This is a genomic window from Fulvimarina thalattae, from assembly GCF_040239565.1.
Taxonomy (GTDB): domain Bacteria; phylum Pseudomonadota; class Alphaproteobacteria; order Rhizobiales; family Rhizobiaceae; genus Fulvimarina.
In genome coordinates this window covers 100163-120962 of the sequence record NZ_JBEHWS010000011.1, presented here as the reverse complement: position 1 = coordinate 120962, position 20800 = coordinate 100163, and the positions used below count along the sequence as shown (strand labels likewise).

Here is a 20800-nt window from a genome sequence, read left to right as displayed (position 1 = left end):
GCCTTTGCTATTCGTGGCAGCGTAGCTGATTGGCAAAATTGGCAGGGCACCCATGTTCATCAGCGTCTTCGACATCTTCAAGATCGGTATCGGTCCATCGAGCTCTCACACGATCGGCCCGATGGTGGCGGCGACGCGCTTTCTCGAAGAGGTTCGGGCTCTTCCAGACGATGGTGAGCCGCCGGTGCGCCTCAGGGTACGGCTGCACGGCTCGCTCGCCTGGACCGGCAAGGGCCATGCCAGCGACAACGCCGTCTGCCTCGGCCTTCTTGGTGAGCGCGCCGACCAGATCGATCCCGACGATATCCAGCCGCTTCTGGAAAAACTGAAAGCCGACAGAAGCGTCTCTGTGGAGGGCTTCGGCCGGCTCGCCTTCGACCCCGAGACCGATCTCGTCTTCGACTACGACACGCGGCGGGAGGGCCATGCCAATGGCATGACCTTCGAGGCCTATGACGAGGCCGGGACGCGCATTCTACGGTCGATCTATTATTCGGTCGGCGGCGGCTTCGTCATGTCCGAGGCCCAGCTCACCGCCTCCAAGGAAAACCGCAAGGGAGGGCTGGAACAGGGCAAGAAGGCGCTCGGCTATCCCTATCCATTCGGCACGGCCGTCGAGATGCTTCAGATGGGCCGCGAGAGCGGACTGACTATCGCCGAGATGAAGCGGGCCAATGAGGAAATCCATCTCGAGCGCCATGCGCTGAACGACCGGATCGATCATATCTGGGACGCCATGCGCGGCTGCATCGATCGGGGCATGAGCCAGGAGGGCCAATTGCCCGGCGGCCTGAAGGTGAAGCGCCGCGCCAAGCGCATCGCTGACCGCCTGACCGCGGATGAAGGCCGCAACCAGACCCAGCCCTATTCCAAGAACGACTGGCTTTCGGTCTACGCCATGGCTGTCAACGAGGAGAACGCGGCAGGCGGACGCGTCGTCACCTCACCGACGAATGGTGCGGCCGGCGTCGTTCCCGCCGTCATCCGCTATTACCGCGACCACTGCATCGGCGCGAGCGACGAGGGCATCCGCACCTTCCTTCTTGCGGCCGCAGCAATCGGCGCGCTCGTCAAGCACAATGCCTCGATCTCGGGGGCCGAGGTCGGCTGCCAGGGCGAGGTCGGCTCGGCCTCGGCGATGGCGGCCGCCGGCCTCTGCGCGGCGCTGGGCGGCACCAACGAGCAGGTGGAGAACGCCGCCGAGATCGCGCTGGAGCACCATCTCGGCATGACTTGCGACCCGGTGAACGGCCTTGTCCAGGTGCCCTGCATAGAGCGCAATGGCTTCGGGGCCATCAAAGCCGTCTCTGCCGCCTCGCTCTCCCTGCACGGCGACGGCACCCACTTCATGCCCCTAGACAACTGCATCGAGACCATGCGCCAGACCGGCATCGACATGTCGGAGCGCTACAAGGAAACCTCGCAAGGCGGTCTCGCGGTCAATCTGCCGGAGTGCTGAGGAGCATTCTGTAGAGTCGATAGCTATCGTTGCAAGTGCTTGGTCAGCCGGGCTTCGGCGACATTCGTCAGGCGTCGCAGCACCTCGACGATGACGAGGTATAGTATGGCCGCCCAGATATAGGTCTGGAAGTCGAAGGTCCGCGAATAGGCCTGACGCGTGATGCCGAAGAGATCGTAGACGGTGATGATAGCGACGATCGCCGAGCCCTTGATCAGGAGGATCAGCTCGTTGGCATAAGGGCGCAGCGCGACGATCATCGCCTGCGGAAGGATGATCCGCGAGAAGATGACGGGGCGTGATATCCCTAGCGAACGTCCGCCCTCCCACTGGCCCTTGGGCACACTTTCGATGGCGCCGCGCAGGATTTCCGCCTGATAGGCGGCGGTGTTCAGCGTCAGTGTGAAGAGCGCGCAGAACCAGGCCTCACGGAAGAACCACCAGAGACCGATCGCGTCGAGATATTCGCGAAACTCGCCGAAGCCGTAATAGACGAGGAATATCTGCGCGATCAGCGGTGTGCCGCGGAAGAAATAGACGAAGAAAAAAGACGGGCCGCGAGCGAGTAAATGATGCGACATGCGCCCGAAGGCGATCGGCAGCGATACGAACGCGCCACAGACGAAGCTCGAGAGGACGAGCGACACCGTGACCCAGAGGCCTTCGAGATAAGGCACGCCGTAGCGGGCAAAGAGTGCCGGGTCCCAGTTCGCGATGATGTAAAAGGCGAGGGCCGCAAAGACGAGCGCCCAGAAACAGGCGAAGACGATGCCGGCGATGCCGGGACGCTTCTTTTCCACCGGCGGCGGCGCGGATGCTGTGAGATCGGTCATCGCGCCGCCTCGCCGCGTTTCGCCCAGCGATCGATCCGCCCGACCGCAATCGAGGAGATGAGCGTCAGGACGAGGTAGAGTAGGATCGCGGTTCCGAAGAACAGGAACGGCTCACGCGTGACACGCGCCGCGATCTGCGACTGGCGCAGGATATCCGTCAGGCCGATGACCGAGACGAGCGCAGTGTCCTTCAGAAGGATCATCCAGAGATTGGTGAGGCCGGGCAGGGCGATGCGGATGAGCTGCGGGAAGATGACGAGCCGCATCGTCTTGAACGTGCCGATTCCGAGCGCATTCGCACCCTCGTACTGGCCCTTCGGGATCGCGCGGAAGGCGGCAGCGAAGACCTCGGATGCGAAGGCGGAGAAGACGAAGCCGAGCGCGATCATGCCGGAGACGAAACTCGACAGCGCGATGTCCGGCAGGCCGGTCGCGTCGGTTAAGCTCTTCAGCAAGCTGTTGACGCCAAAATAGACGAGAAACAGCGTCAGGAGCTCCGGCAGGCCACGAAAGATAGTCGTGTAGATATTGGCCGAGACGAAGAGGAGGCGGTCGCCGGACTGTTTGGCAAGGGACAGCAAAAAGCCGACGACGAGACCGATCGGCAGGGTGCAAATGGCAAGCGAGGCGGTGACGAAGACGCCATAGGCGATATCGTCGCCCCAGCCGGTATCGCCGAAGCCAAGAAGCGTCAGGGCTTCCATTCAAAGCCTCCAACCGAAAGGCCTGTGACGTGTTCGCGGGAAACGATCCGTTTCGTTGTCGGCGAACGCCTGCGCGATAAGTTCATGCGTGAACGAAACCAGCTAGGAGGAATTCCATGGCTATCAGTCGCCGTCATTTCGTCGCCGGTGCCGCGCTCGCGCCCATCGCGCTGCGCTTCGTGCCGGCTCCTGCGTCCGCGAAGGTCGCCATGCCAACGTCGCAGGTTCTGCCGGTCCAGCAGATCAAGGTGGGCGATGCCGTCGTCACCGCTGTTTCCGACGGCTACCTCGATCTCGATCCGAGCCTTCTTTCGAATATTTCCGCCGACGAGGCGCGGCAGATCCTTGAGGACGCGTTCCAGGGCGAGCCGCCGGTGACGACGGGCGTCAATGCCTATGTGGTCCATCTGCCGGACAGCACGGTTCTGGTCGATACGGGCGGCGCCGGCGCCTTCCCCGAGATGGGCAAGCTGCAGGACCGGCTGAGCGCTGCCGATATTCCGCCCGAGGATATCGATGCGGTTCTTCTCACCCACCTTCATCCGGACCATGTCGGCGGTCTTGTGCGCGACGGTGAGCTCGCCTTCCCGAATGCGACCGTTCACGTTCATCGGAACGAGTTCGACTTCTGGACCTCGACGGAAAACCGCGACGCTGCGCCGGACTCGGCGAAGGGCTTCTTCGATACGGCGCGCACGGCGATGGAAACGGCCGGCGACAAGGTCGAGACCTTCACCGGTGACAGCGAGATCGTGCCCGGCATCACGGCGCGCGAACTCTTCGGGCACACGCCGGGCCATGTCGGCTACACGGTGCAGTCCGGCGAAGAAAGCCTGCTTATCTGGGGTGACATCGTCCATGCCGGACCGATCCAGTTCCGCAAACCCGGTGTCGGCATTGCATTCGACAACGCGCCGGAAGAGGCGATTGCCACACGCGAAGCGCTGTTCGAGGATGTTGCTGCGAATCGGACGCGCATTGCCGGCATGCATGTCGCGTTCCCGAGCGTCGGCCATCTCGTGACGGGAAGCGGCGAGGGCGAAGCCTATCGCTTCATCCCGTCCGACTGGAATTACGTTATCGGCAGCTCGAACGGCTGACGATCGGCCATTCTGCCCGAACGAAGCAGAAAAGGCCCGGCGTGCGGTTCCGCGCGCCGGGTTTTCGTTTGCCTGAGATGCCGGGAGAGCCGGCAAGGAGCTTACTCGCCGTAGACGTCGAAGTCGAAATACTTCGACTGGATTTCCTCGTAGGTGCCGTCTTCGCGGATCGCCGCGATGGCATCGTTGACCATGCCTTTCAGCTTCTCGTTGCCCTTTCTGAGGCCGATGCCGATGCCTTCGCCGTAGATTTCCTCTTCGGCTGGCAACGTGCCGAGCAACTTGCAGCATGAGCCGGCATCGCTCTTCAGCCATTCGTCCAGAACGACGACGTCATCGACCACCGCGTCGACGCGGCCCGATTCGATGTCGAGCTTGTATTCTTCGGCCGACGGGTATTGGCGCACCTCGGCATCCGGGAAGTATTCCTGCGCGGCTCGGGCATGGGTCGTGGAGACCTGGGCGCCGATCGTCTTGCCCGATAGAGCCTCCTCGGTGGTGTCCGCGATGTCGGAATCCTTTAGGACAGCGAGTGCCGGCGGCGTATTGTAGTATTTGTTCGTGAAATCGATCTGTTCCTGGCGCTCGGGCGTGATCGACATCGAGGCGATCAGAAGATCGAAATTGCCGTTCTGGAGCGCCGGAATCATGCCGTCCCATTCCTGGGTCACGAAGCTGCACTCGACTTTCATCTCCTCGCAGAGCGCCTTGGCGATGTCGACGTCGAAGCCCTGAAGCTCGCCGGATGCATCAAGGAAGTTGAACGGCGGGTAGGCGCCTTCGGTGCCGACGACGACGTTCGACCAGTCCTTGTCGGCATCGCTTTCCTGGGCGAAGGCCGGGGCGGCGGTGAGGAGCGTTGCGGAGACGAGAGCGGTTGTCAGGACTTTCAGCATGGATACTCCATGATTTTTATTGGTGTTTTCGGCGATCCGCCGAGATGAGCCGCCGCCTGCAAAACAGGCATGGCGCGGATTGCGGCAATGTTGGCATGGATATCGTCACGAAGACAATTGATTCTCTTCAGTTGAGCGTCTCAGCCGAAAGATCTCTCGGCCACAGCCAGCTCTTCCGGCGTGTTGATATTGGCAAAAGGGTCGATCCCCTCGTTGCGCCCATCGCCGTCGAACGAGATGGTGCGATAGCCGACATGCCCGAGAAAATGGCGTAGGGCGCGTGGGCGCTCGTCGTCGAGCCACCGGGTCAGCGTCGAAAGCAGCGTGACGGGCCAGAGAGAGACCGTCGGATGCAGGCGCCCGCCATGTTCGGCGGCGATGATCTCGCGCTCCGATGCCTCGGCGATGAGCCGGGCGGCGACATCTTGGGGCAGGAAAGGCGTATCCGAGGGAAAAACGAGGGCGTGGGTCGTTTCTTCGTAGTCGGTATCAAGTGCAGATAGCCCGGTCTCGATGCCCGCGAGTGGGCCCTGAAATCCTGCCCGAATGTCTGGCACCACGGCATCGCCGAACTTGTCGAAAGTCCCGTCCGCCGGAGCGTTGACAAGGATCGGCGATATTCCAGCCAGCCGTTCGACGACATGGGCGATCATGGGGCGCCCGGCGAGGTTGCGGAGCGGCTTGGGCTCGCCGTCCTCGCCCATGCGCGAGCCGCGCCCGGCTGCAAGTATGATCGCGCCCGCCCTCATGCTTCGGACACCCGCGGTGCGAGAAGCGAAAAGACGAGCGCCAGAACGGCAGCGACCAGCATGACGAGGGCAAGGCTGGTTGCCGCGGAAGGGCCAACCGCGAATGCCGCTGCGATCGAGGAAGCGACGGCGCCGAGACCGATCTGTGCCGAGCCGAGCAGGCCGGCTGCCGCGCCCGCCGCATCCGTTCGGACGCTGACACCGCCAGCGGTGGCGGACGGCAGGGTCATGCCGTTGCCGATCCCGAGAAGGATCATCGGCCCGAAGAGGGTGAGCGGCGTCAGGAGATCCAGCAGGATCGGGATCAGGATCGCCAGCACTGCGACGAGTGTGAGGGCGGAGCCTATCACCATCATCCGCTTGATGCCGACGCGCTCCGAAATGCGTCCGGTCAGGAAGTTGCCGATGGCATAACCAAGCGGACAAAGGATGAACCAGACACCGTATTCGGCCGGCGTCAGATGGAGGACTTCCACCGAGACGAAGGTCGCCCCGCCAAGAAAACCGAAGAATGCGGCGGTGATGAACGAGCCGGTTCCGGCATAGATCCAGAAACTCGGCTCGGAGAAGAGCTTGCCGTAATTCGAGAGCTGGCGCGTCATCGGCGCACCGAGATTGGGATTGGTCTCGTTAAGATCTGACAGGACGAGCGCGAGCGTCAGGACGCCGAGCACCATCAGAAGCCAGAAGACGCTGCGCCACCCGAGCCAGGTATCCATCACGCCGCCAATCGCCGGGCCAATCATCGGCGCGACCGCTAGGCCCATCGTGACATAGCCGATCATCGCTGCCGAACGCCGCCGCGAATAGACGTCGCGGACCACGGCACGCGAGAGGGCAATGCCGGTGGCGCTCGCCGCCTGGACGATGCGGCCGATCAGGAACCAGCCGATCGTTTCGGCGAAAAGACAGATCGCTGTACCGATGAGAAACAGCACCATGCCACCGATGATGACCGGACGCCGACCGAACCGGTCCGAAAGCGGCCCGGCGACGATCTGCAGCAATGCGACTGCGACGAGATAGAGCGAGAGGCCGAGGCCGACGGTAGGCCCGTCGGTTCCGAGGGCTTCGGCGATCGTCGCCATGGAGGGAATGAAGATGTTGATGGCGAGCGGGGAAACAGCCGATGCGATCATCAGCGTGATCAGCATCGGCTTGCGTACGGTCTCATCCGGAACGGAGGTTGTCGGTGCGGTGGTCAAAGGGGAAGTCTCATGAACTGCGGAAGGCGGCGCGGCAGATTCGGTTCGCGCCCAATGTCGTGACCGCGGCGCGGCGGTCTTGCCGCAATATAGAGCCATGGAGAATTTGGGGAGGCTGGACCCGATGGCGACGATCTGTCAAAGCCTCGCGCTTCCTGCACTATGGGGTTAGTCGGCGGGTCTCGCGTTATGGTTGTTTTTCATTAAATAGCACCGAATTCTGCAACGCGGCGTCAGAAATTTGCAGCGATTATTCTTTCATCAATGCTTTGATGTAGCACCGAAAGGATTTGCGATGCTCTCCGGATCGATAGAAAGCGAGCACCACAGGGGCGCCGTAGCCGCGGGACCAAAACCCGACCCGACGATCAGCCCCCTCTCGCAAAACACCGATACGTCAACCTTCAACTCCGAGGAAGCGCGAGGAAGTGATGACACGCGAACTGGCGCTTCCCTCCAACCGAGCATGTTCGGCCTGATCGAAGACGCGCCGAATGCCTTCGGTGTTAAGGAGAAGGCGCGCGCGATCGCCATTCAGGTCGAATTGCAGGTGCGCGCAGCGATGCAGACGATGCCACAAAACACGACGGTTCAGATGCTGGGCGATGAGGCCGAACTGGACGGAGCCGCCGCCGTCGGCGTGGTGGCCACCGCCTATGCGGAATATTCCGGAGCTGCCGAAGCGGCCGCGACCCGATAAGCGCGACGTTCGCTTTCGCGGCTCGTTCTAGCCCTGCAATGGCGCTGACGGGCCGCGAAGCGAGTTGGTGACCTCGCCGACGATCGGATCGTAGGTCTCCCGCGCGCTTTTCGGATAACGGATGGCGACCGAATGGATCAGGTTGCCGCGGAAGATATAGCGCTCGTAGAAAATGCGACCGTCGAGATAGCCGGACACGACGGCCCAGCGCTTGCCGGATGCCTTGTAGGTCATGTCGTCCGCATCAGCGCGGCTGGCGATGATCGATTTCGGAGTCTCGCCACCCTGGTTTTCCCGCGCGTAGATGAAGATTTCGGCACCATCCGGCGAACTCCAGCCCAGGCCATCGCCATTCGTCGGCGCCGGAAGGCGGTCGGGGAAAAGCTCTGTCGGGAAGGTCGCGCTCGTGCCGTAACGCTCGTTCTTATAGAACAGATCGTCGGCGCTGGCGGGTGAAAAGGCTGTGACGGCAGCGATCGAAGCTGCCGCGATAGTCGAAATCAAGCGGATCATCGGTCTCAACCTGTTGTTGCAGTCGTTTTACAACGCTCGCAGACCCGGCCTTAACCCATGCTGAACAAGCCTCAGCCGCCCGTCACACTCATATGGCGGGATACGGATGGTCCACGCGTCTTCCTGTCGATAACGAAGTCGTGGCCTTTTGGTTTACGCAGGATCGCGCGGTCGATTTCCTCAGCGAGCAATTCGTTGCCCTCGGACGAGCGTAGAGGCTCGCGAAGATCGACAGCATCCTCCTGACCGAGGCACATGAACAGCGTACCGGTGCAGGTGACGCGGACCCGGTTGCAGCTCTCGCAGAAATTATGGGTCATCGGCGTGATGAAGCCCAGGCGCCCGCCGGTTTCGGCGATTTCGACATAGCGGGCCGGGCCGCCGGTCTTGAACGGAATGTCGCTGAGTGTCCATTGACGCGAGAGGTTGGCGCGCACCTGGCTGAGCGGCAGATACTGGTCGGTTCGGTCCTCGTCGATCTCGCCCATGGGCATGGTCTCGATCAGGGTCATGTCCATGCCGCGGCCATGGGCCCATTCGATCATCGAGGGAATTTCGGCGTCGTTGAAGCCCTTGAGCGCTACGGCGTTGAGCTTGACGTGAATGCCGGCTTCCTGCGCTGCGTCGATGCCTTCCATTACCTTCTTGAGTTCACCCCAGCGAGTGATCTGGCGGAACTTGTCGGCGTCGAGCGTGTCGACCGAGACGTTCAGTCGGCGGACGCCGGCATCGGCGAGATCTTTTGCGAATCGCTTCAGCTGCGAACCGTTGGTCGTCAGGGTCAGTTCTTCGAGAGCGCCGGTCTCCAGATGCCGGGAGAGCGAGCGGATCAGGTGCATGATGTTCTTGCGCACCAGCGGCTCTCCGCCGGTGAGGCGCAACTTCTTCACACCCTTGGCGATGAAGGTGGTCGACAGCCGGTCGAGCTCTTCCAGCGTTAGAAGATCGCGCTTTGGCAGGAACTCCATGTCCTCGGCCATGCAGTATACGCATCGAAAGTCGCAGCGATCCGTCACCGAGACGCGTAGATAAGTGATGTGGCGACCGAACGGGTCGACCATCTCGCTATCCGCACCCGTGAGGCCAGCAAGCGCAGGCTTCGCGCCGCCACGCCGCACCTCGATCGCATCCGATGGGGGTCTGAAGGCCGGGAGGCCATCCTGTTTGAAGAGCGTGGTCTTGGTCATCACATGGTCTTAGCAGACGAAGATCGGGCGAGAACAGAGGCTTTGGTATGAGGCGTGTCCGGTACCGAATGTGGATGCCTTCCTGCGAGGGATCAAGCCGCGTGGCCCGGCAGCGGTCTGAAGCGGGCTCGGTATGTGCGGGCGGTGACCGATCGAAAGGGCTTGTCCGCGCGAAGCCAGATCGCCATTGGTAGGAAGAGAAGACGTCCTGTCGCCTCAACAAACTTCCGAAGGATATTCCGCATGACCGCGCGCCAGACGACCCCGAGCGAAATCCGCGTCTCCAAGGACAAGCGGACGATCACGCTCGCCTGGCCAGAGCGGGGTCCGGAAGAGCTTTCGGCCGAATATCTGCGCGTCCACTCCCCGTCTGCCGAAGTGCAGGGACACCGGCCCTCCGATCGCAAGACCCAGTTCGGCAAGCGCGACGTCGCAATCCGAAACATCCAGCCCGTCGGCAATTACGCCATCAAGATCAGCTTTTCCGACGGCCACGATACCGGGCTTTTTTCCTGGACCTATCTCGCCGAGCTGACCGAGGAGAAGGACAAGAAATGGGCAGCCTATCTCCAGGAACTGGAAGAGAAGGGCTTGCCGCGCTGAGCGCTCAGGCTCGGACGCTAAGCCTCATATCTCACCGAACTCCGCCAATGCCTCGACGGTCGCGGGGAGGTCTTTCAGCTTGCTGATGACGGTCGTTGCGCCAGCCTCTGCGAGCGCTTCCGCGTGCCCCGGATATGTGTGGCTCGCGCCGGTAAAACCGACGACACGGCAGCCGGCGGCACTTGCGGCCGCGACGCCGTGCACGGAATCCTCGACGACGAAGGCGTCCGACGGTTTCACGCCGAAGGTCTCGCAGGCATGGAGGAAGACGTCGGGTGCGGGCTTGCCCTTCTTGGTGCCGACCTCGCGGGCGGCAAAGACATTCGAGGCGAAGTAATCCCTGAGACCGACATGCTCGAGCTCGATTTCCAACCGCTGGGAGGAGGAATTTGAGCAGATGCAGAACGGAACGCCCTGCGCCGCAAAGGCTTCGATTGCCTCACGCGCACCGGCGAGTTCCTCGACCTCCTCGCCGAGGCGTCGGTCGATCTCCGCATCGGCGCGCTCGATGAGGTTGGCCGACATGGGCTGCCCGCTCTCTTCGCTGATCTTTTCGAGAATCACCGGAAAGGTCAGGCCGGCGAAACGTGTTGCCAGGTCCTCGGCACTCATCTCGACACCGTATTCGGCGATCAGCTTGGCCTCGACATCCGCGGCTATGATTTCGCTGTCGACCAGAACGCCGTCGCAATCGAAGATCATCAGCTTGGGCATGGACATCGTTGAGGGTCCTTCGGAAGGCGTGTGAGAGTTTTCGCGCTGCGGTATCACGGGCGCCGCCGCACCGCCAAGCCTGAGGCTATCGGATTTCGTCGCGGATCGCTCCGCGTTTTCATCGGTAATTAACCGCGTTCGGTAACTCTGTTCCGCGAAAGACCTGTTGAAAACCGAAGTCAAGCGGCGGTGTTGAGTATGAAGCGTAGCGGACCCGTTCTCGTCCACAGTCAGCCATTTCCAGAGATCGACTGGCGGAACCAGATCCTGCAGGGTCATTGCGTGACGGAGATGGAGCGCCTTCCGTCCGAATCGGTGGACGCGATCTTCGCCGACCCCCCCTACAACCTGCAGCTCGGCGGCGATCTGATGCGGCCTGACCATTCCAAGGTGGATGCTGTCGACGACGCCTGGGACCAGTTCGAGAGCTTTCAGGCCTATGACGCCTTCACCCGTGCCTGGCTGCTCGCAGCGCGGCGCGTTCTGAAGCCGAACGGCACCCTCTGGGTGATCGGCTCCTATCACAACATCTTCCGGGTCGGCGCGAGCCTTCAGGACCTCGGCTACTGGATCCTCAATGACATCGTCTGGCGTAAGACGAACCCGATGCCGAACTTCCGCGGCAAGCGCTTTCAGAACGCCCACGAGACGCTGATCTGGGCTTCGCGCGATGCCAAGGCCAAGAGCTACACGTTCAACTACGAAGCCCTGAAGGCGTCGAACGACGACGTTCAGATGCGCTCGGACTGGCTCTTCCCGATCTGCTCGGGCGGTGAGCGCCTGAAGGACGAGGACGGCGTGAAGGCCCATCCGACGCAGAAGCCGGAAGCCCTGCTCGCCCGCATCCTCATGGCCTCGACGAAGCCGGGAGATGTCGTCCTCGATCCGTTTTTCGGGACGGGCACGACAGGCGCCGTCGCCAAGCGTCTTGGCCGTGACTTCGTCGGTATCGAGCGCGAAGACGAGTATGTGAAGATCGCCCGGCAGCGGATCGCGGAGATCGAGCCGCTGGACGACGACGATCTCAAGATGGCCGCAGGCAAGCGCGCCGAGCCACGGGTGCCGTTTGCGAGCCTCGTCGAAGCAGGGCTCGTGACGCCGGGGACGGAACTTACCGACTCCAAGCGCCGATACCGGGCGCGCGTGCGGGCTGACGGCACGATCGCCGTCGGAAATGACGCCGCCTCGATCCATCGCATCGGCGCTCGGGTTCAGGGTCTCGATGCCTGCAACGGCTGGACCTTCTGGCACGTCAAAGAAGGCCAGAGGCTGACGCCGATCGACGAGCTTCGCCAGGTTGCCCGCCAGCGCATGGCGACGGCGGCAAGTGCCTGACAAACGTTTTTGCTTTCAGGTCCGGGACCAACGCCCGGACGTGCGCCGGGCTCGCCTGACAGGGCGGGCCCGGCGTTCTATTTCCGGTTCTTCCCGAAGAAGCGTCTCCTGATCGGCTGACTCTCGGTCGTCCGTATTCCCAGCTGCTTGGTGTTTTGGGGCATCTTGCTTCGCTTTGATGTTCTGGCAGTCATCGGCGAGGGCGCGCGTCACCACCTTGCGCATCAGCGTTGGAAGCCCCTGATTCGCGATCTGATCCGCCGGTGCCCACCAGCCCTCCATATCCGGGGGTTGCTCGATCTCGGCGCGATAGACCGTCAGTTCGAGCTTGAAATGCGTGAAACCGTGCTCGACGGCTCCTGCGTTATGCCAGTCCGCCGAAAAAGGTGCGCTATCGCCTCCGGTTTTGCCGTCCGCCCGTGCCGACCAGTTGGTCGACGGCGCTTCGGACATACCACCGAGCATGCCGGACGACGGTCGGCGGCGAAGCCATACCGCGCCATCGGACAGCCGTATAGCGACGAAGGCAGCGCCGACCCGGTGCGGAACCGCCTTCTTCGGCGCCTTGACGGGATATCGGCTCTGGTCGCCCTCGCTCCGGGCATCGCAGGACCTGGTGATCGGGCAGATCAGGCAGTTCGGGTTTCGTGGCACACAAATGGTAGCGCCGAGGTCCATCATGCCTTGAGCGAAATCGCCGGGCCGATCCTTCGGCGTGAGCGCGGCGACCTTCTCCCTGATCTTCGGTTTCGCTCCGGGGAGCGGGTCTGCGATCCGGTACAGGCGGGTGATCACGCGCTCGATATTGCCGTCGACGACGGGAGCGGGTTCATCGAAGGCGATCGAGGCGATGGCGGCCGACGTGTAGTCGCCGATGCCGGGAAGCGCCTTCAGCTCGGCGGCGGTCTTCGGAAACGCGCCGTCATGCTCTTCGTCAACCGTCTTCGCGCAGGCATGGAGATTGCGGGCGCGGCTGTAATAGCCGAGCCCCGCCCATTCGGCCATGATCTCGCTCGCCTCGGCGCGCGCGAGATCGGTGATGGTCGGCCAGCGATTGACGAAGCGCTCGAAAAAGGGTTTCACCGCCGCGACAGTGGTCTGCTGGAGCATGATCTCCGACAGCCAGACGCGGTAAGGATCGGGACGCGCGCCTGCCTTCCGGGCTTTCGGGCTCATTCGCCAGGGCATGTCCCGCGCATGGGTGTCGTACCAGGCAAGGAGCTGCTTGGAGAGCGGGTCTTTGGGAAGCGACATGGGCAGGCTTTCAATCCGCTGAACGGGGCAAGCATGATCGAGGTGGATACGAAGGCGAGATGAACCCAGTGACGTCTTTCGCGCGGCTGATCAATCCGCCCACCGAGGGGATGGCCGAGCGTAATCGCCCCGCGATCATACTCTCATATGCCATCATGCCGCTCGCCGGGTCTCTCGTGGGCTTGATAGTCACTGTCCTCACCTGCTGGGCGGCAATTTGTCTCGTCGTCGGACGGCTTAGCTGGCGCGCCTTTGGACCGGCGGCTCCGCTGCTCTGGAGCCATGTCGCTTTCTTCGGCGCGCTGGCGGTTGCGGATATTCTCAACAGCGATCCCGGAACGGCTGCCCTCGATATCGGTCTTCGCCTGTTCTTCCTGATGCCGATCATCGCGGTGCATCGGGTGGCAATCTCCCGCACGGAGGACGTGCTCGATGCCGTGTTCAAGGGGGCTGCGATCGGCGGCATCCTCGCGCCGGTCGCGGGGCTCGCCTCCATCATTCTCTTCGACAGCTACCGGGCTGAGGGTTTTGCCGGCAATGCCGGTCCTTTTTCGATCCTCTGCCTCCTGACCGCCGGACTTGCGCTGCTGGGTTTTCGCGAGAAGCACGATTTCTTCCGGAATGCTATCGCCCTTCTTGGCATGTTCGGCGCCTCGCTAGCCGTGATCATGACGGGCATGCGCGGTGCCTGGCCAGCGCTTCCCATCATCCTAGCAATCGCCCTCTGGACACGGCGGCGGGACATCCCGGTCGTCTGGTCGCGGATCGGGCAGCGGCATCGCGGTTTGACCCTCGCTGCAGCGTTTGTCCTGACGCTCGTCGGAGTGGTGCTGGGTGCGGAATATGTCAGCCATCGCGCGCAGGGCCTGATTCAGGATTTCGAGGTGATGTTTGCGAATGCAAATGCCGCGACCTCTCTCAGCCTGCGGTCCGACATGTATCGGGCCGGGATCGCGGCCTTTCTGGAACGACCCTTCCTCGGCTGGGGCGAGAGCGGTCTCTGGGCCGCTGTCCAGCCGCATCTCGGCGCGGTCTTTGCCGACGGCTTCTCCTTCAGCCACTTGCACAACGTGATCCTGACCGTCGGCGTGCAGGCAGGTTTGGTCGGCATCGCAGCACTTCTCGCAGTTCTCTTTACGCCCATCTGGTGCGCCTTTCGGCAGCGGCGCGAAGCTGAGGGCCCGGCCCGGCTGGCCTTCGCGCTCATTCTCGTTTGCGCCTATCTGATCCCCGGCCTTACGAACATCATGTTCTTCCACGATATTCTCGACGCCGTCTGGGCTCTTTCGATCTGGACGCTGGCGGGTACGATGATGAGTGAAAACGGCGTGCGGTCGACGGAGGACGCTCCGGCATGAGCGATTTTCAGAAACCGAAGCGGCGCCCACCGCCGCGATCGCTATCGGATCTTGCGTCGAAGCTAGTTGATCCGGTCCTGCGCAAGAAGGCCGGCATGACCTCCGAGCTCGCGCTCGCCTGGCCGCAGATCGCGGGTCCCCGCCTCACGGGACAGACGCGGCCGCTGGAATTCCGCTGGCCGCCGAAGCGCGGCGAGGACGATCCCTTTGAGCCGGCGACCCTCGTAATCGGCGCGGAGCCGGCAGCTGCTCTTCGGCTCCAGCACCAGACGAGCGAGCTGATCGCGCGGATCAATCGACTCTATGGATTCATCGCGGTTGCCAAGGTCAAGATTACGCAGATGCCTGTCATGGAAGCGTCTCGCAGCAACAAGCCAAGCTCGCGCCGCCTGAACCTGTCGGATCGCCAGAAGATCGAGGCCATGGTTGGTCATATCGAGGACGAGACCCTGCGAGAGTCCCTCAAAGCCTTTGCGGAGGCAACGCTCAGCCGCAGCGACCGCAAACGGGACTGACGAGACGGTGCCGCTCGCGCGCGCATGACAGAATTGTAAGTCGGCGCGGCGGTCGTTCGTGGTAGGCAACGGACCAGCGTCTATATAGAAACCGCTGCAAAGCACGATTTTCAAACGGAGACATTCTGCCCGTGACCCGCTCAAATTCCTCGCCCCTGAAGCTGGCCGCGCTCGCTTTCGCCGGTGCTAGCTTGATCACGCTCGCTGCCTGCAGCGATGAAGACGCCTCTGCTAATGGCATCGTTCAGCCGGACGCTGGCCAGATCGAAGTCGCTCAGGCAAGCGATCCTGTGGCGGAAACAGAAACGACCGCCGAGTCGGAGCCATCCGCCGAGCCTGCGGCCGACACCGAGGCCGCCTCGGAGTCCGATGCTGCGGCCGCTGAACAGACAGCCGAGAGCTCGTCTGAACCGACGCTGACGCCAGCCGAGGAGGCGCCGGAATCCTCCGGCAATGTCGATGTGTCGGAACTGATGAGCGAGCAGGCTCTGCCGGACATCGTCCAGGGTGATCCCGATGCGCCGGTCACCATCGTCGAGTATGCCTCGATGACCTGCGGCCATTGCGCGAACTTCCACGAAAACAGCTACCCGGCGATCAAGAAAGCCTATCTCGATACCGGAAAGGCCAAGCTCATCGTCCGCGAATTCCCGTTCGACCCCGTCTCGCTCGCCGCTTTTATGATGGCGCGCTGCACCGGCGACGATCAGCGGCGTACGGCAATGGTGGACGTTCTCTTCGAGCAGCAGCGGACCTGGGCCGGTGCCGAAAGTCCTTCGCAGGAGCTTTTGAAGATCGCGCGCATGACCGGTATGGGACAGGATGAATTCGTCGCCTGCCTCAACAACAAGGAATTGCAGCAGCAGATCGTCGATGTGCAGAAGGCCGGCGAAGAGGACTTCGGCGTGACCGCGACGCCGACCTTCTTCATCAACGGCACCAAATATGCCGGCGCGATGAGCCCGGAGAATATGGCTGCCGCGATCGAGGCGGCGACACCGACGAACTGACGATTGGATTAGGCCTTGAGGCACTTCGGCGGCGATGCTGTCGAAGTGCCTGTGATTTTTCCTTAAACTCGCATTAGGATTCCGCCGGGACGCTCTTGGTGTTGCGGACATGCCGCGCTAAACGCGAGGGTAGACTGGAAAGAGGTCCTGACCCGGCGGTTCGATGCCACAACGCATATTTCAATTTCAAAGAGGCAAGGCCGAACGGCCGGCGGACTCGGTCGAGTCCCTCGGTCTCAAGGGCGCGGACCTTGCGCTTCTGGCATCGCTCAATTTGCCCGTTCCTCCGGGTTTCACGATCTCGACCTATGCATGGCGCGAATCGAAGGGCGGCCGCGACGAGCTTTCCATGGGCCTGCGGGCCGATCTTCGCGATCATGTCGAAGCCCTCGAAAACGTCACCGGGCGCCGCTTCGACGGCGACCGCCGGCCTCTTCTTCTTGCCGTACGTTCCAGCGCGAAGGCCGCCATGCCGGGCCTTGCTGAAAGCGTGCTTGATGTCGGGCTCAACGGCCGGACGGTCGAGATCCTTGCAGAAGAACTGGACGATGCGACCTTTGCTTTCCGCAGCTATCGCCGGCTGATCGAGAGCTATGCCCAGCTTGTCTACGACGCCGATCCCACGGATTTTGAGGAGATCGCCGACGAGGAAGCGGAAGAGAAGGGCTGGACCGGAGAACCGACGTCGATCGACGACTGGCGTGCGCTGATCGCGCGACTGAACCGGTTTCTGGCCGACGAACTCGAAGTCATCATGCCGCAGACGCCGTTCGAGCAACTCGTCGAGATCGTCAATGCCGTCTTCAAGAGCTGGCGAAGCGCTCCGGCCCAGGCCCATCGTGCGCTGCACGGCATTCCCGAGAATTCGGGTCTCGCCGTCACGATCCATTCGATGATCTTCAACGAGCGCAATGCCCAGTCCGGACGTGGCCGGGCCCTGTCGCGTGACATGGCGACAGGCAGACCGCAGCTGACCGGAGAATTCCAGCTCGGCTCCGGTCATGTTCTGCGCAATGACCAACATCGCAGTATCAATCTCGCGGCTGCACTGGAGAATGGTGGCGAGGAATTTCCAGCCGATATCGAACATCTCGACGACCATGTACGGGCCGTAGAGGCCTATCTCGGCGATCTCGCCGAAGTGGAGTTCATGATCGGTGATGGAGAGCTCTTTCTGCTCCAGTCGCGCGTCGGCCGGCGCAGCGCCTCCGAAGCCGTCCGTCTTGCCGTCGAATTCGTACGCGATGGCCTGATCGACGAGGCGGAGGCCCTGTCGCGGATCGACGCGACGTCGCTCGATCAGCTTCTCCACCCATCGATTCAGCGCGACGAGAGCTTCGAGGTGATGGCGCGGGGAATGCCCGCATCGCCAGGGGCCGCGACGGGTGAGATGGTCTTCACATCCGATCGCGCCCAGGCGCTCGCCTCGGAAGGCCGAAAGGTCATCCTCGTGCGTCACGAAACCCATCCTGAAGATATTCACGGCATGCACGTGTCCGAGGGCGTTTTGACGATCCGCGGCGGCACCACCAGCCACGCGGCCGTGGTCGCGCGTGGTATCGGCAAGCCCTGCGTCACAGGTGCGGGAACGCTGCGCCTCAATGCTGCGACTGGCGAACTACACGCTGCCAAAACGGTGCTGAAGGAAGGTGATCCGATTACGATCGACGGCACGTCCGGCGAAGTGATCAAGGGTGCGGTCACTCTCGTTCGGCCCTCTCTCGATGGTGATTTCGCTACCCTGATGGAGTTTGCCGACCGGGCGCGTCACATGAGGGTACGCACCAATGCGGAGACGCCCGCCGAAGCACGGGCAGCGCGCGACTTTGGCGCTGAAGGCATCGGCCTCACCCGCACGGAGCACATGTTCTTCGAGGGCGACCGTGTGCGCGCCATGCGCGAGATGATTCTTGCTTCGGACGAAAAGGGCCGCCGCGCGGCTCTCGAAAAGCTCTTGCCGATCCAGCGTGCCGATTTCGTCGAACTTTTCGAGATCATGGCCGGCCTTCCGGTAACGATCCGGCTGCTCGACCCGCCGCTGCACGAGTTCTTGCCCCAGGCCGAAAGCGATATCGGCGAGACGGCGGAATTTCTCGGCATTGATGTCTCCACGCTGCGCCAGCGGATTGCTGCGCTTCAGGAATTCAATCCGATGCTCGGCCATCGCGGCTGCCGGCTTGCGATTTCCTATCCGGAGATCGCCGAGGTCCAGTCGCGTGCGATCTTCGAGGCGGCGGTGGAGGCCGGCGCGAAGACAGGCGCTGCCGTGACGCCGGAAATCATGGTGCCGCTCGTCAGTCTGCGACGCGAACTCGATTTCGTGAAGGAGCGGATCGACGCTGTCGCTGCGCAGGTGATCGCGGAGACGGGCACAAATCTGACCTACCGAGTCGGGACCATGATCGAATTACCGCGCGCGATCGTCCGCGCCGACACGATAGCCGAGGCCGCCGATTTCTTTTCCTTCGGCACGAATGACCTGACGCAGACCGTTTTCGGCATCTCGCGCGATGATGCAGGGACCTTCCTGTCGACTTATGTCCGCGAGGGTATCATCGAGCGCGATCCGTTCCAGACCGTGGACGTCGAGGGCGTTGGCGAGCTCATCCAGATCGCGGTCGAAAAGGCACGGCGAACCAAGCCGCATATCGAACTGGGCGTCTGCGGCGAGCAGGGCGGCGACCCGGCCTCGATCGCGTTCTTTGCCGAAGCCGGTCTCGACTACGTTTCCTGCTCTCCCTTCCGCGTGCCGATCGCCCGGCTGGCAGCGGCCCAGGCTGCGATCCGCGAAGACCGGATCACGCGCGGCGGGCGTTCTCGGCGCTGAGCGGACCCGTCAGAATCCATAATAGACGCTGATCGCGAGGCAGCTTGCGAGGCCGATGATGACGTTCATCGGCCCGCCGATCTTCAGAAAATCCATGAAGCGATAGTTGCCCGCGGCGTAGACCAGCGTGTTCGTCTGATAGCCGATCGGTGTTGCGAATGAGGCCGAGGCGCCGAACATCACGGCGGCGACGAGGGCGCGTGGCTCGATGCCCAGGGAGGCGGCGAGGGCGATCGCGACAGGGGTGAGGATCACCGCGACAGCGTTGTTGGTCACCATCTCGGTCAGCGTCGAGGACAGCGCGTAGATCAGGATCAGGACTGCGAAGGCCGGCACCGCTTGTAGCAGGGGCTCGATCGTCGTGACGATCAGCTCGATGCCTCCGGTCTTGGAAAGACCTTCACCGATCGAAAGCATGGCGAAGATGAGGATCAGGAGATCGGCACGGATCGAGCGCCAGGCCTCGTCGGCATCGATCACCCGAAGCAGCAGCAGCGCCGCGATGGCGATGAAGGCGAGGCCCTGAATCGAGGCGAGGCCGAAGGCCGAGAGCGCGATCACGGCGATCAACGCGCCAATAGCGAGCGGTGCCTTTTCGCGCCGGAAGGGTCGCGCGTGGGACGTGTTGATCTCGATGAGATCGTTCGTGTCGGCAATCCGAGAGATGGCTTCAGGTGCGCCTTCGAGGAGAAGCCGGTCGGCGGGGCGCAGGCGCGTTTCCAAAAGCGATGGTCCCGGTGTATGGCGATGGCGGCGCACGCCGATCACAGCGACGCCGGAGCCGGAATAGCCGATCAGGTCGTCGATCCGCCGGCCGATGCCGCGCCGGTGCGGCGCGGCTGTCGCCTCGACGATGACCGTCTCAGCGCTTTTCCGAGATCGGCTGAGGCGACCGACGCGATAATGATCGCTGTCGTTGAGGGTGAGGAGTTCCTCGGCCGTTGCGAAGAGGACGATCCGGTCCCCGCGTTCGATCACCTGGTCCTGCAGATCACGTCGAATGGTCTCACCGCCACGTCGGATCGCGACCACTTTGACGCCGCGCCGGGAGAGGCTGGAGACGTCCTTCACCGTCCGGCCGATGGCGCTCGCCTCTTCGCGCACGGTGATCTCGCTCAGATACTTGTCGTTGTCTTCGTCGCTCGCGAGTGCCTCTTCAGCGGCCGTGCGATCCGGCAGCAATAGCGGACCGGCGATCACGAGATAAACAAGACCGACGGCCGCAGCGAAAAGGCCGATCGGCGTGATCTCGAAGATCGTGAACGGATCGAGGCCTTCTGAGCGAGCGACACCGTCGACGAGGAGATTGGTGGATGTGCCGATCAGCGAGCAGGTGCCGCCCAGAATCGTGACGTAGGACAGCGGGATCAGCAGCCGCGTCGATCCGATCTGCAGCTTCCGGGCGATCTCGATCAAAATCGGGATCATGACGATTACGACCGGAGTGTTGTTCATGAAGGCGGAAGCCGCCATCACGCCGGCGGTCAGGATCGCCATCGTCACGACGGGTTGTTTGCCCGCGCGAGAAACCAGCCAGCTCGCCGCAACCTCCAGCGTTCCCGTTCGGATCAGAGCTCCGGAGAGGACAAACATGGCGGCGATGGTAATCGGTGCCGGGTTGGAGAAGGCGGCCGAGATCTCGTTGGCGTCGAGATAGCCGAGCACGAGAAAGGTCACGGCGCCTGCAACCGCCACCACTTCCGGTGGATACCGCTCGATGGCAAAGCCGATGAAGACGATAATGACGATCGCAATGCCGATATAGGCCGAATAATCAGCGAGAAACGCGGTCATGGCCTTATACGCCGCCTTTGCGCGGCTTCGCGTACGCGTACGGA

19 protein-coding genes are annotated in these 20800 nt (G+C 62.6%); 9 read left to right on the top strand and 10 right to left on the bottom strand.

The window, feature by feature from the left end; genetic code table 11:
- Nucleotides 1–52 precede the first annotated feature (52 nt).
- Nucleotides 53–1459 (top strand): L-serine ammonia-lyase, encoded by a 1407-nt coding sequence (locus ABRA89_RS14590; protein ID WP_349942227.1) that lies wholly within the window; start codon nucleotides 53–55, stop codon nucleotides 1457–1459.
- A 23-nt stretch (nucleotides 1460–1482) separates the two neighbouring features.
- Here the strand turns inward: ABRA89_RS14590 and ABRA89_RS14585 are convergent, their stop codons facing one another.
- Both ABRA89_RS14585 and ABRA89_RS14580 read right to left on the bottom strand, forming a co-directional pair.
- Nucleotides 1483–2292, bottom strand: coding sequence for an ABC transporter permease (locus ABRA89_RS14585; protein WP_349942226.1), 810 nt, complete (start codon nucleotides 2290–2292; stop codon nucleotides 1483–1485).
- Nucleotides 2289–2996: an ABC transporter permease gene (locus tag ABRA89_RS14580; RefSeq protein ID WP_349942225.1), complete on the bottom strand. Its 708-nt coding sequence runs from the start codon at nucleotides 2994–2996 to the stop codon at nucleotides 2289–2291. Before ABRA89_RS14580 ends, ABRA89_RS14585 begins: the two co-directional genes overlap by 4 nt.
- Nucleotides 2997–3112: 116 nt before the next feature.
- Between ABRA89_RS14580 and ABRA89_RS14575 the strand changes: the two genes are divergently transcribed.
- Nucleotides 3113–4096 (top strand): MBL fold metallo-hydrolase, encoded by a 984-nt coding sequence (locus ABRA89_RS14575; RefSeq protein WP_349942224.1) that lies wholly within the window; start codon nucleotides 3113–3115, stop codon nucleotides 4094–4096.
- Nucleotides 4097–4197: 101 nt separating this feature from the next.
- Here ABRA89_RS14575 and ABRA89_RS14570 read toward each other — a convergent pair whose 3' ends face one another.
- The 3 genes from ABRA89_RS14570 to ABRA89_RS14560 form a co-directional block, all read right to left on the bottom strand.
- Nucleotides 4198–4992: an ABC transporter substrate-binding protein gene (locus ABRA89_RS14570; RefSeq protein WP_349942223.1), complete on the bottom strand. Its 795-nt coding sequence runs from the start codon at nucleotides 4990–4992 to the stop codon at nucleotides 4198–4200.
- 140 nt (nucleotides 4993–5132) lie between these two features.
- Entirely contained in the window at nucleotides 5133–5741 is a 609-nt protein-coding gene (mobA, locus tag ABRA89_RS14565) for a molybdenum cofactor guanylyltransferase (RefSeq protein ID WP_349942222.1), read from the bottom strand.
- Nucleotides 5738–6946, bottom strand: coding sequence for a multidrug effflux MFS transporter (locus ABRA89_RS14560; RefSeq protein ID WP_349942221.1), 1209 nt, complete (start codon nucleotides 6944–6946; stop codon nucleotides 5738–5740). The genes mobA and ABRA89_RS14560 overlap by 4 nt, the downstream gene beginning before the upstream one ends.
- 295 nt (nucleotides 6947–7241) lie before the next feature.
- Here ABRA89_RS14560 and ABRA89_RS14555 point away from each other — a divergent pair, with 295 nt between their 5' ends.
- Nucleotides 7242–7646 carry a hypothetical protein gene (locus tag ABRA89_RS14555; RefSeq protein ID WP_349942220.1) on the top strand — a complete coding sequence of 135 codons (405 nt, stop codon included), beginning with the start codon at nucleotides 7242–7244 and terminating at the stop codon, nucleotides 7644–7646.
- A gap of 27 nt (nucleotides 7647–7673) precedes the next feature.
- Here ABRA89_RS14555 and ABRA89_RS14550 read toward each other — a convergent pair whose 3' ends face one another.
- Together ABRA89_RS14550 and moaA are read right to left on the bottom strand one after the other, a co-directional pair.
- Complete coding sequence (locus ABRA89_RS14550; protein ID WP_349942219.1) at nucleotides 7674–8159, bottom strand: hypothetical protein; 486 nt, start codon at nucleotides 8157–8159, stop codon at nucleotides 7674–7676.
- A gap of 71 nt (nucleotides 8160–8230) precedes the next feature.
- Nucleotides 8231–9220, bottom strand: coding sequence for a GTP 3',8-cyclase MoaA (gene moaA, locus ABRA89_RS14545; RefSeq protein ID WP_349942253.1), 990 nt, complete (start codon nucleotides 9218–9220; stop codon nucleotides 8231–8233).
- A gap of 369 nt (nucleotides 9221–9589) precedes the next feature.
- Between moaA and ABRA89_RS14540 the strand changes: the two genes are divergently transcribed.
- Nucleotides 9590–9949: a gamma-butyrobetaine hydroxylase family protein gene (locus ABRA89_RS14540; protein ID WP_349942218.1), complete on the top strand. Its 360-nt coding sequence runs from the start codon at nucleotides 9590–9592 to the stop codon at nucleotides 9947–9949.
- A gap of 24 nt (nucleotides 9950–9973) precedes the next feature.
- Here the strand turns inward: ABRA89_RS14540 and ABRA89_RS14535 are convergent, their stop codons facing one another.
- Nucleotides 9974–10669, bottom strand: coding sequence for an HAD family hydrolase (locus tag ABRA89_RS14535; RefSeq protein WP_349942217.1), 696 nt, complete (start codon nucleotides 10667–10669; stop codon nucleotides 9974–9976).
- Between the two features lie 192 nt (nucleotides 10670–10861).
- On the opposite strand from ABRA89_RS14535, the gene ABRA89_RS14530 reads away from it, so the two are divergent.
- Nucleotides 10862–11998, top strand: a complete 1137-nt coding sequence (locus ABRA89_RS14530) for a site-specific DNA-methyltransferase (protein ID WP_349942216.1) — start codon at nucleotides 10862–10864, stop codon at nucleotides 11996–11998.
- A gap of 15 nt (nucleotides 11999–12013) precedes the next feature.
- Here the strand turns inward: ABRA89_RS14530 and mutY are convergent, their stop codons facing one another.
- Nucleotides 12014–13252: an A/G-specific adenine glycosylase gene (gene mutY, locus ABRA89_RS14525; protein ID WP_349942215.1), complete on the bottom strand. Its 1239-nt coding sequence runs from the start codon at nucleotides 13250–13252 to the stop codon at nucleotides 12014–12016.
- 59 nt (nucleotides 13253–13311) lie between these two features.
- Here mutY and ABRA89_RS14520 point away from each other — a divergent pair, with 59 nt between their 5' ends.
- From ABRA89_RS14520 to ppdK, 4 genes are all read left to right on the top strand, one after another.
- The gene (locus tag ABRA89_RS14520) at nucleotides 13312–14610 is read left to right on the top strand and encodes an O-antigen ligase family protein (RefSeq protein WP_349942214.1); all 1299 of its coding nucleotides are present in this window, start codon (nucleotides 13312–13314) and stop codon (nucleotides 14608–14610) included.
- On the top strand, nucleotides 14607–15125 hold the full coding sequence (locus tag ABRA89_RS14515) for a DUF721 domain-containing protein (RefSeq protein ID WP_349942213.1): 519 nt from the start codon (nucleotides 14607–14609) through the stop codon (nucleotides 15123–15125). The genes ABRA89_RS14520 and ABRA89_RS14515 overlap by 4 nt, the downstream gene beginning before the upstream one ends.
- A 131-nt stretch (nucleotides 15126–15256) precedes the next feature.
- Entirely contained in the window at nucleotides 15257–16135 is an 879-nt protein-coding gene (locus ABRA89_RS14510; RefSeq protein ID WP_349942212.1) for a DsbA family protein, read from the top strand.
- Between the two features lie 163 nt (nucleotides 16136–16298).
- Nucleotides 16299–18962, top strand: coding sequence for a pyruvate, phosphate dikinase (ppdK, locus tag ABRA89_RS14505; RefSeq protein ID WP_349942211.1), 2664 nt, complete (start codon nucleotides 16299–16301; stop codon nucleotides 18960–18962).
- 9 nt (nucleotides 18963–18971) lie between these two features.
- Here ppdK and ABRA89_RS14500 read toward each other — a convergent pair whose 3' ends face one another.
- The gene (locus ABRA89_RS14500; RefSeq protein ID WP_349942210.1) at nucleotides 18972–20756 is read right to left on the bottom strand and encodes an SLC13 family permease; all 1785 of its coding nucleotides are present in this window, start codon (nucleotides 20754–20756) and stop codon (nucleotides 18972–18974) included.
- Between the last annotated feature and the right edge of the window lie 44 nt (nucleotides 20757–20800).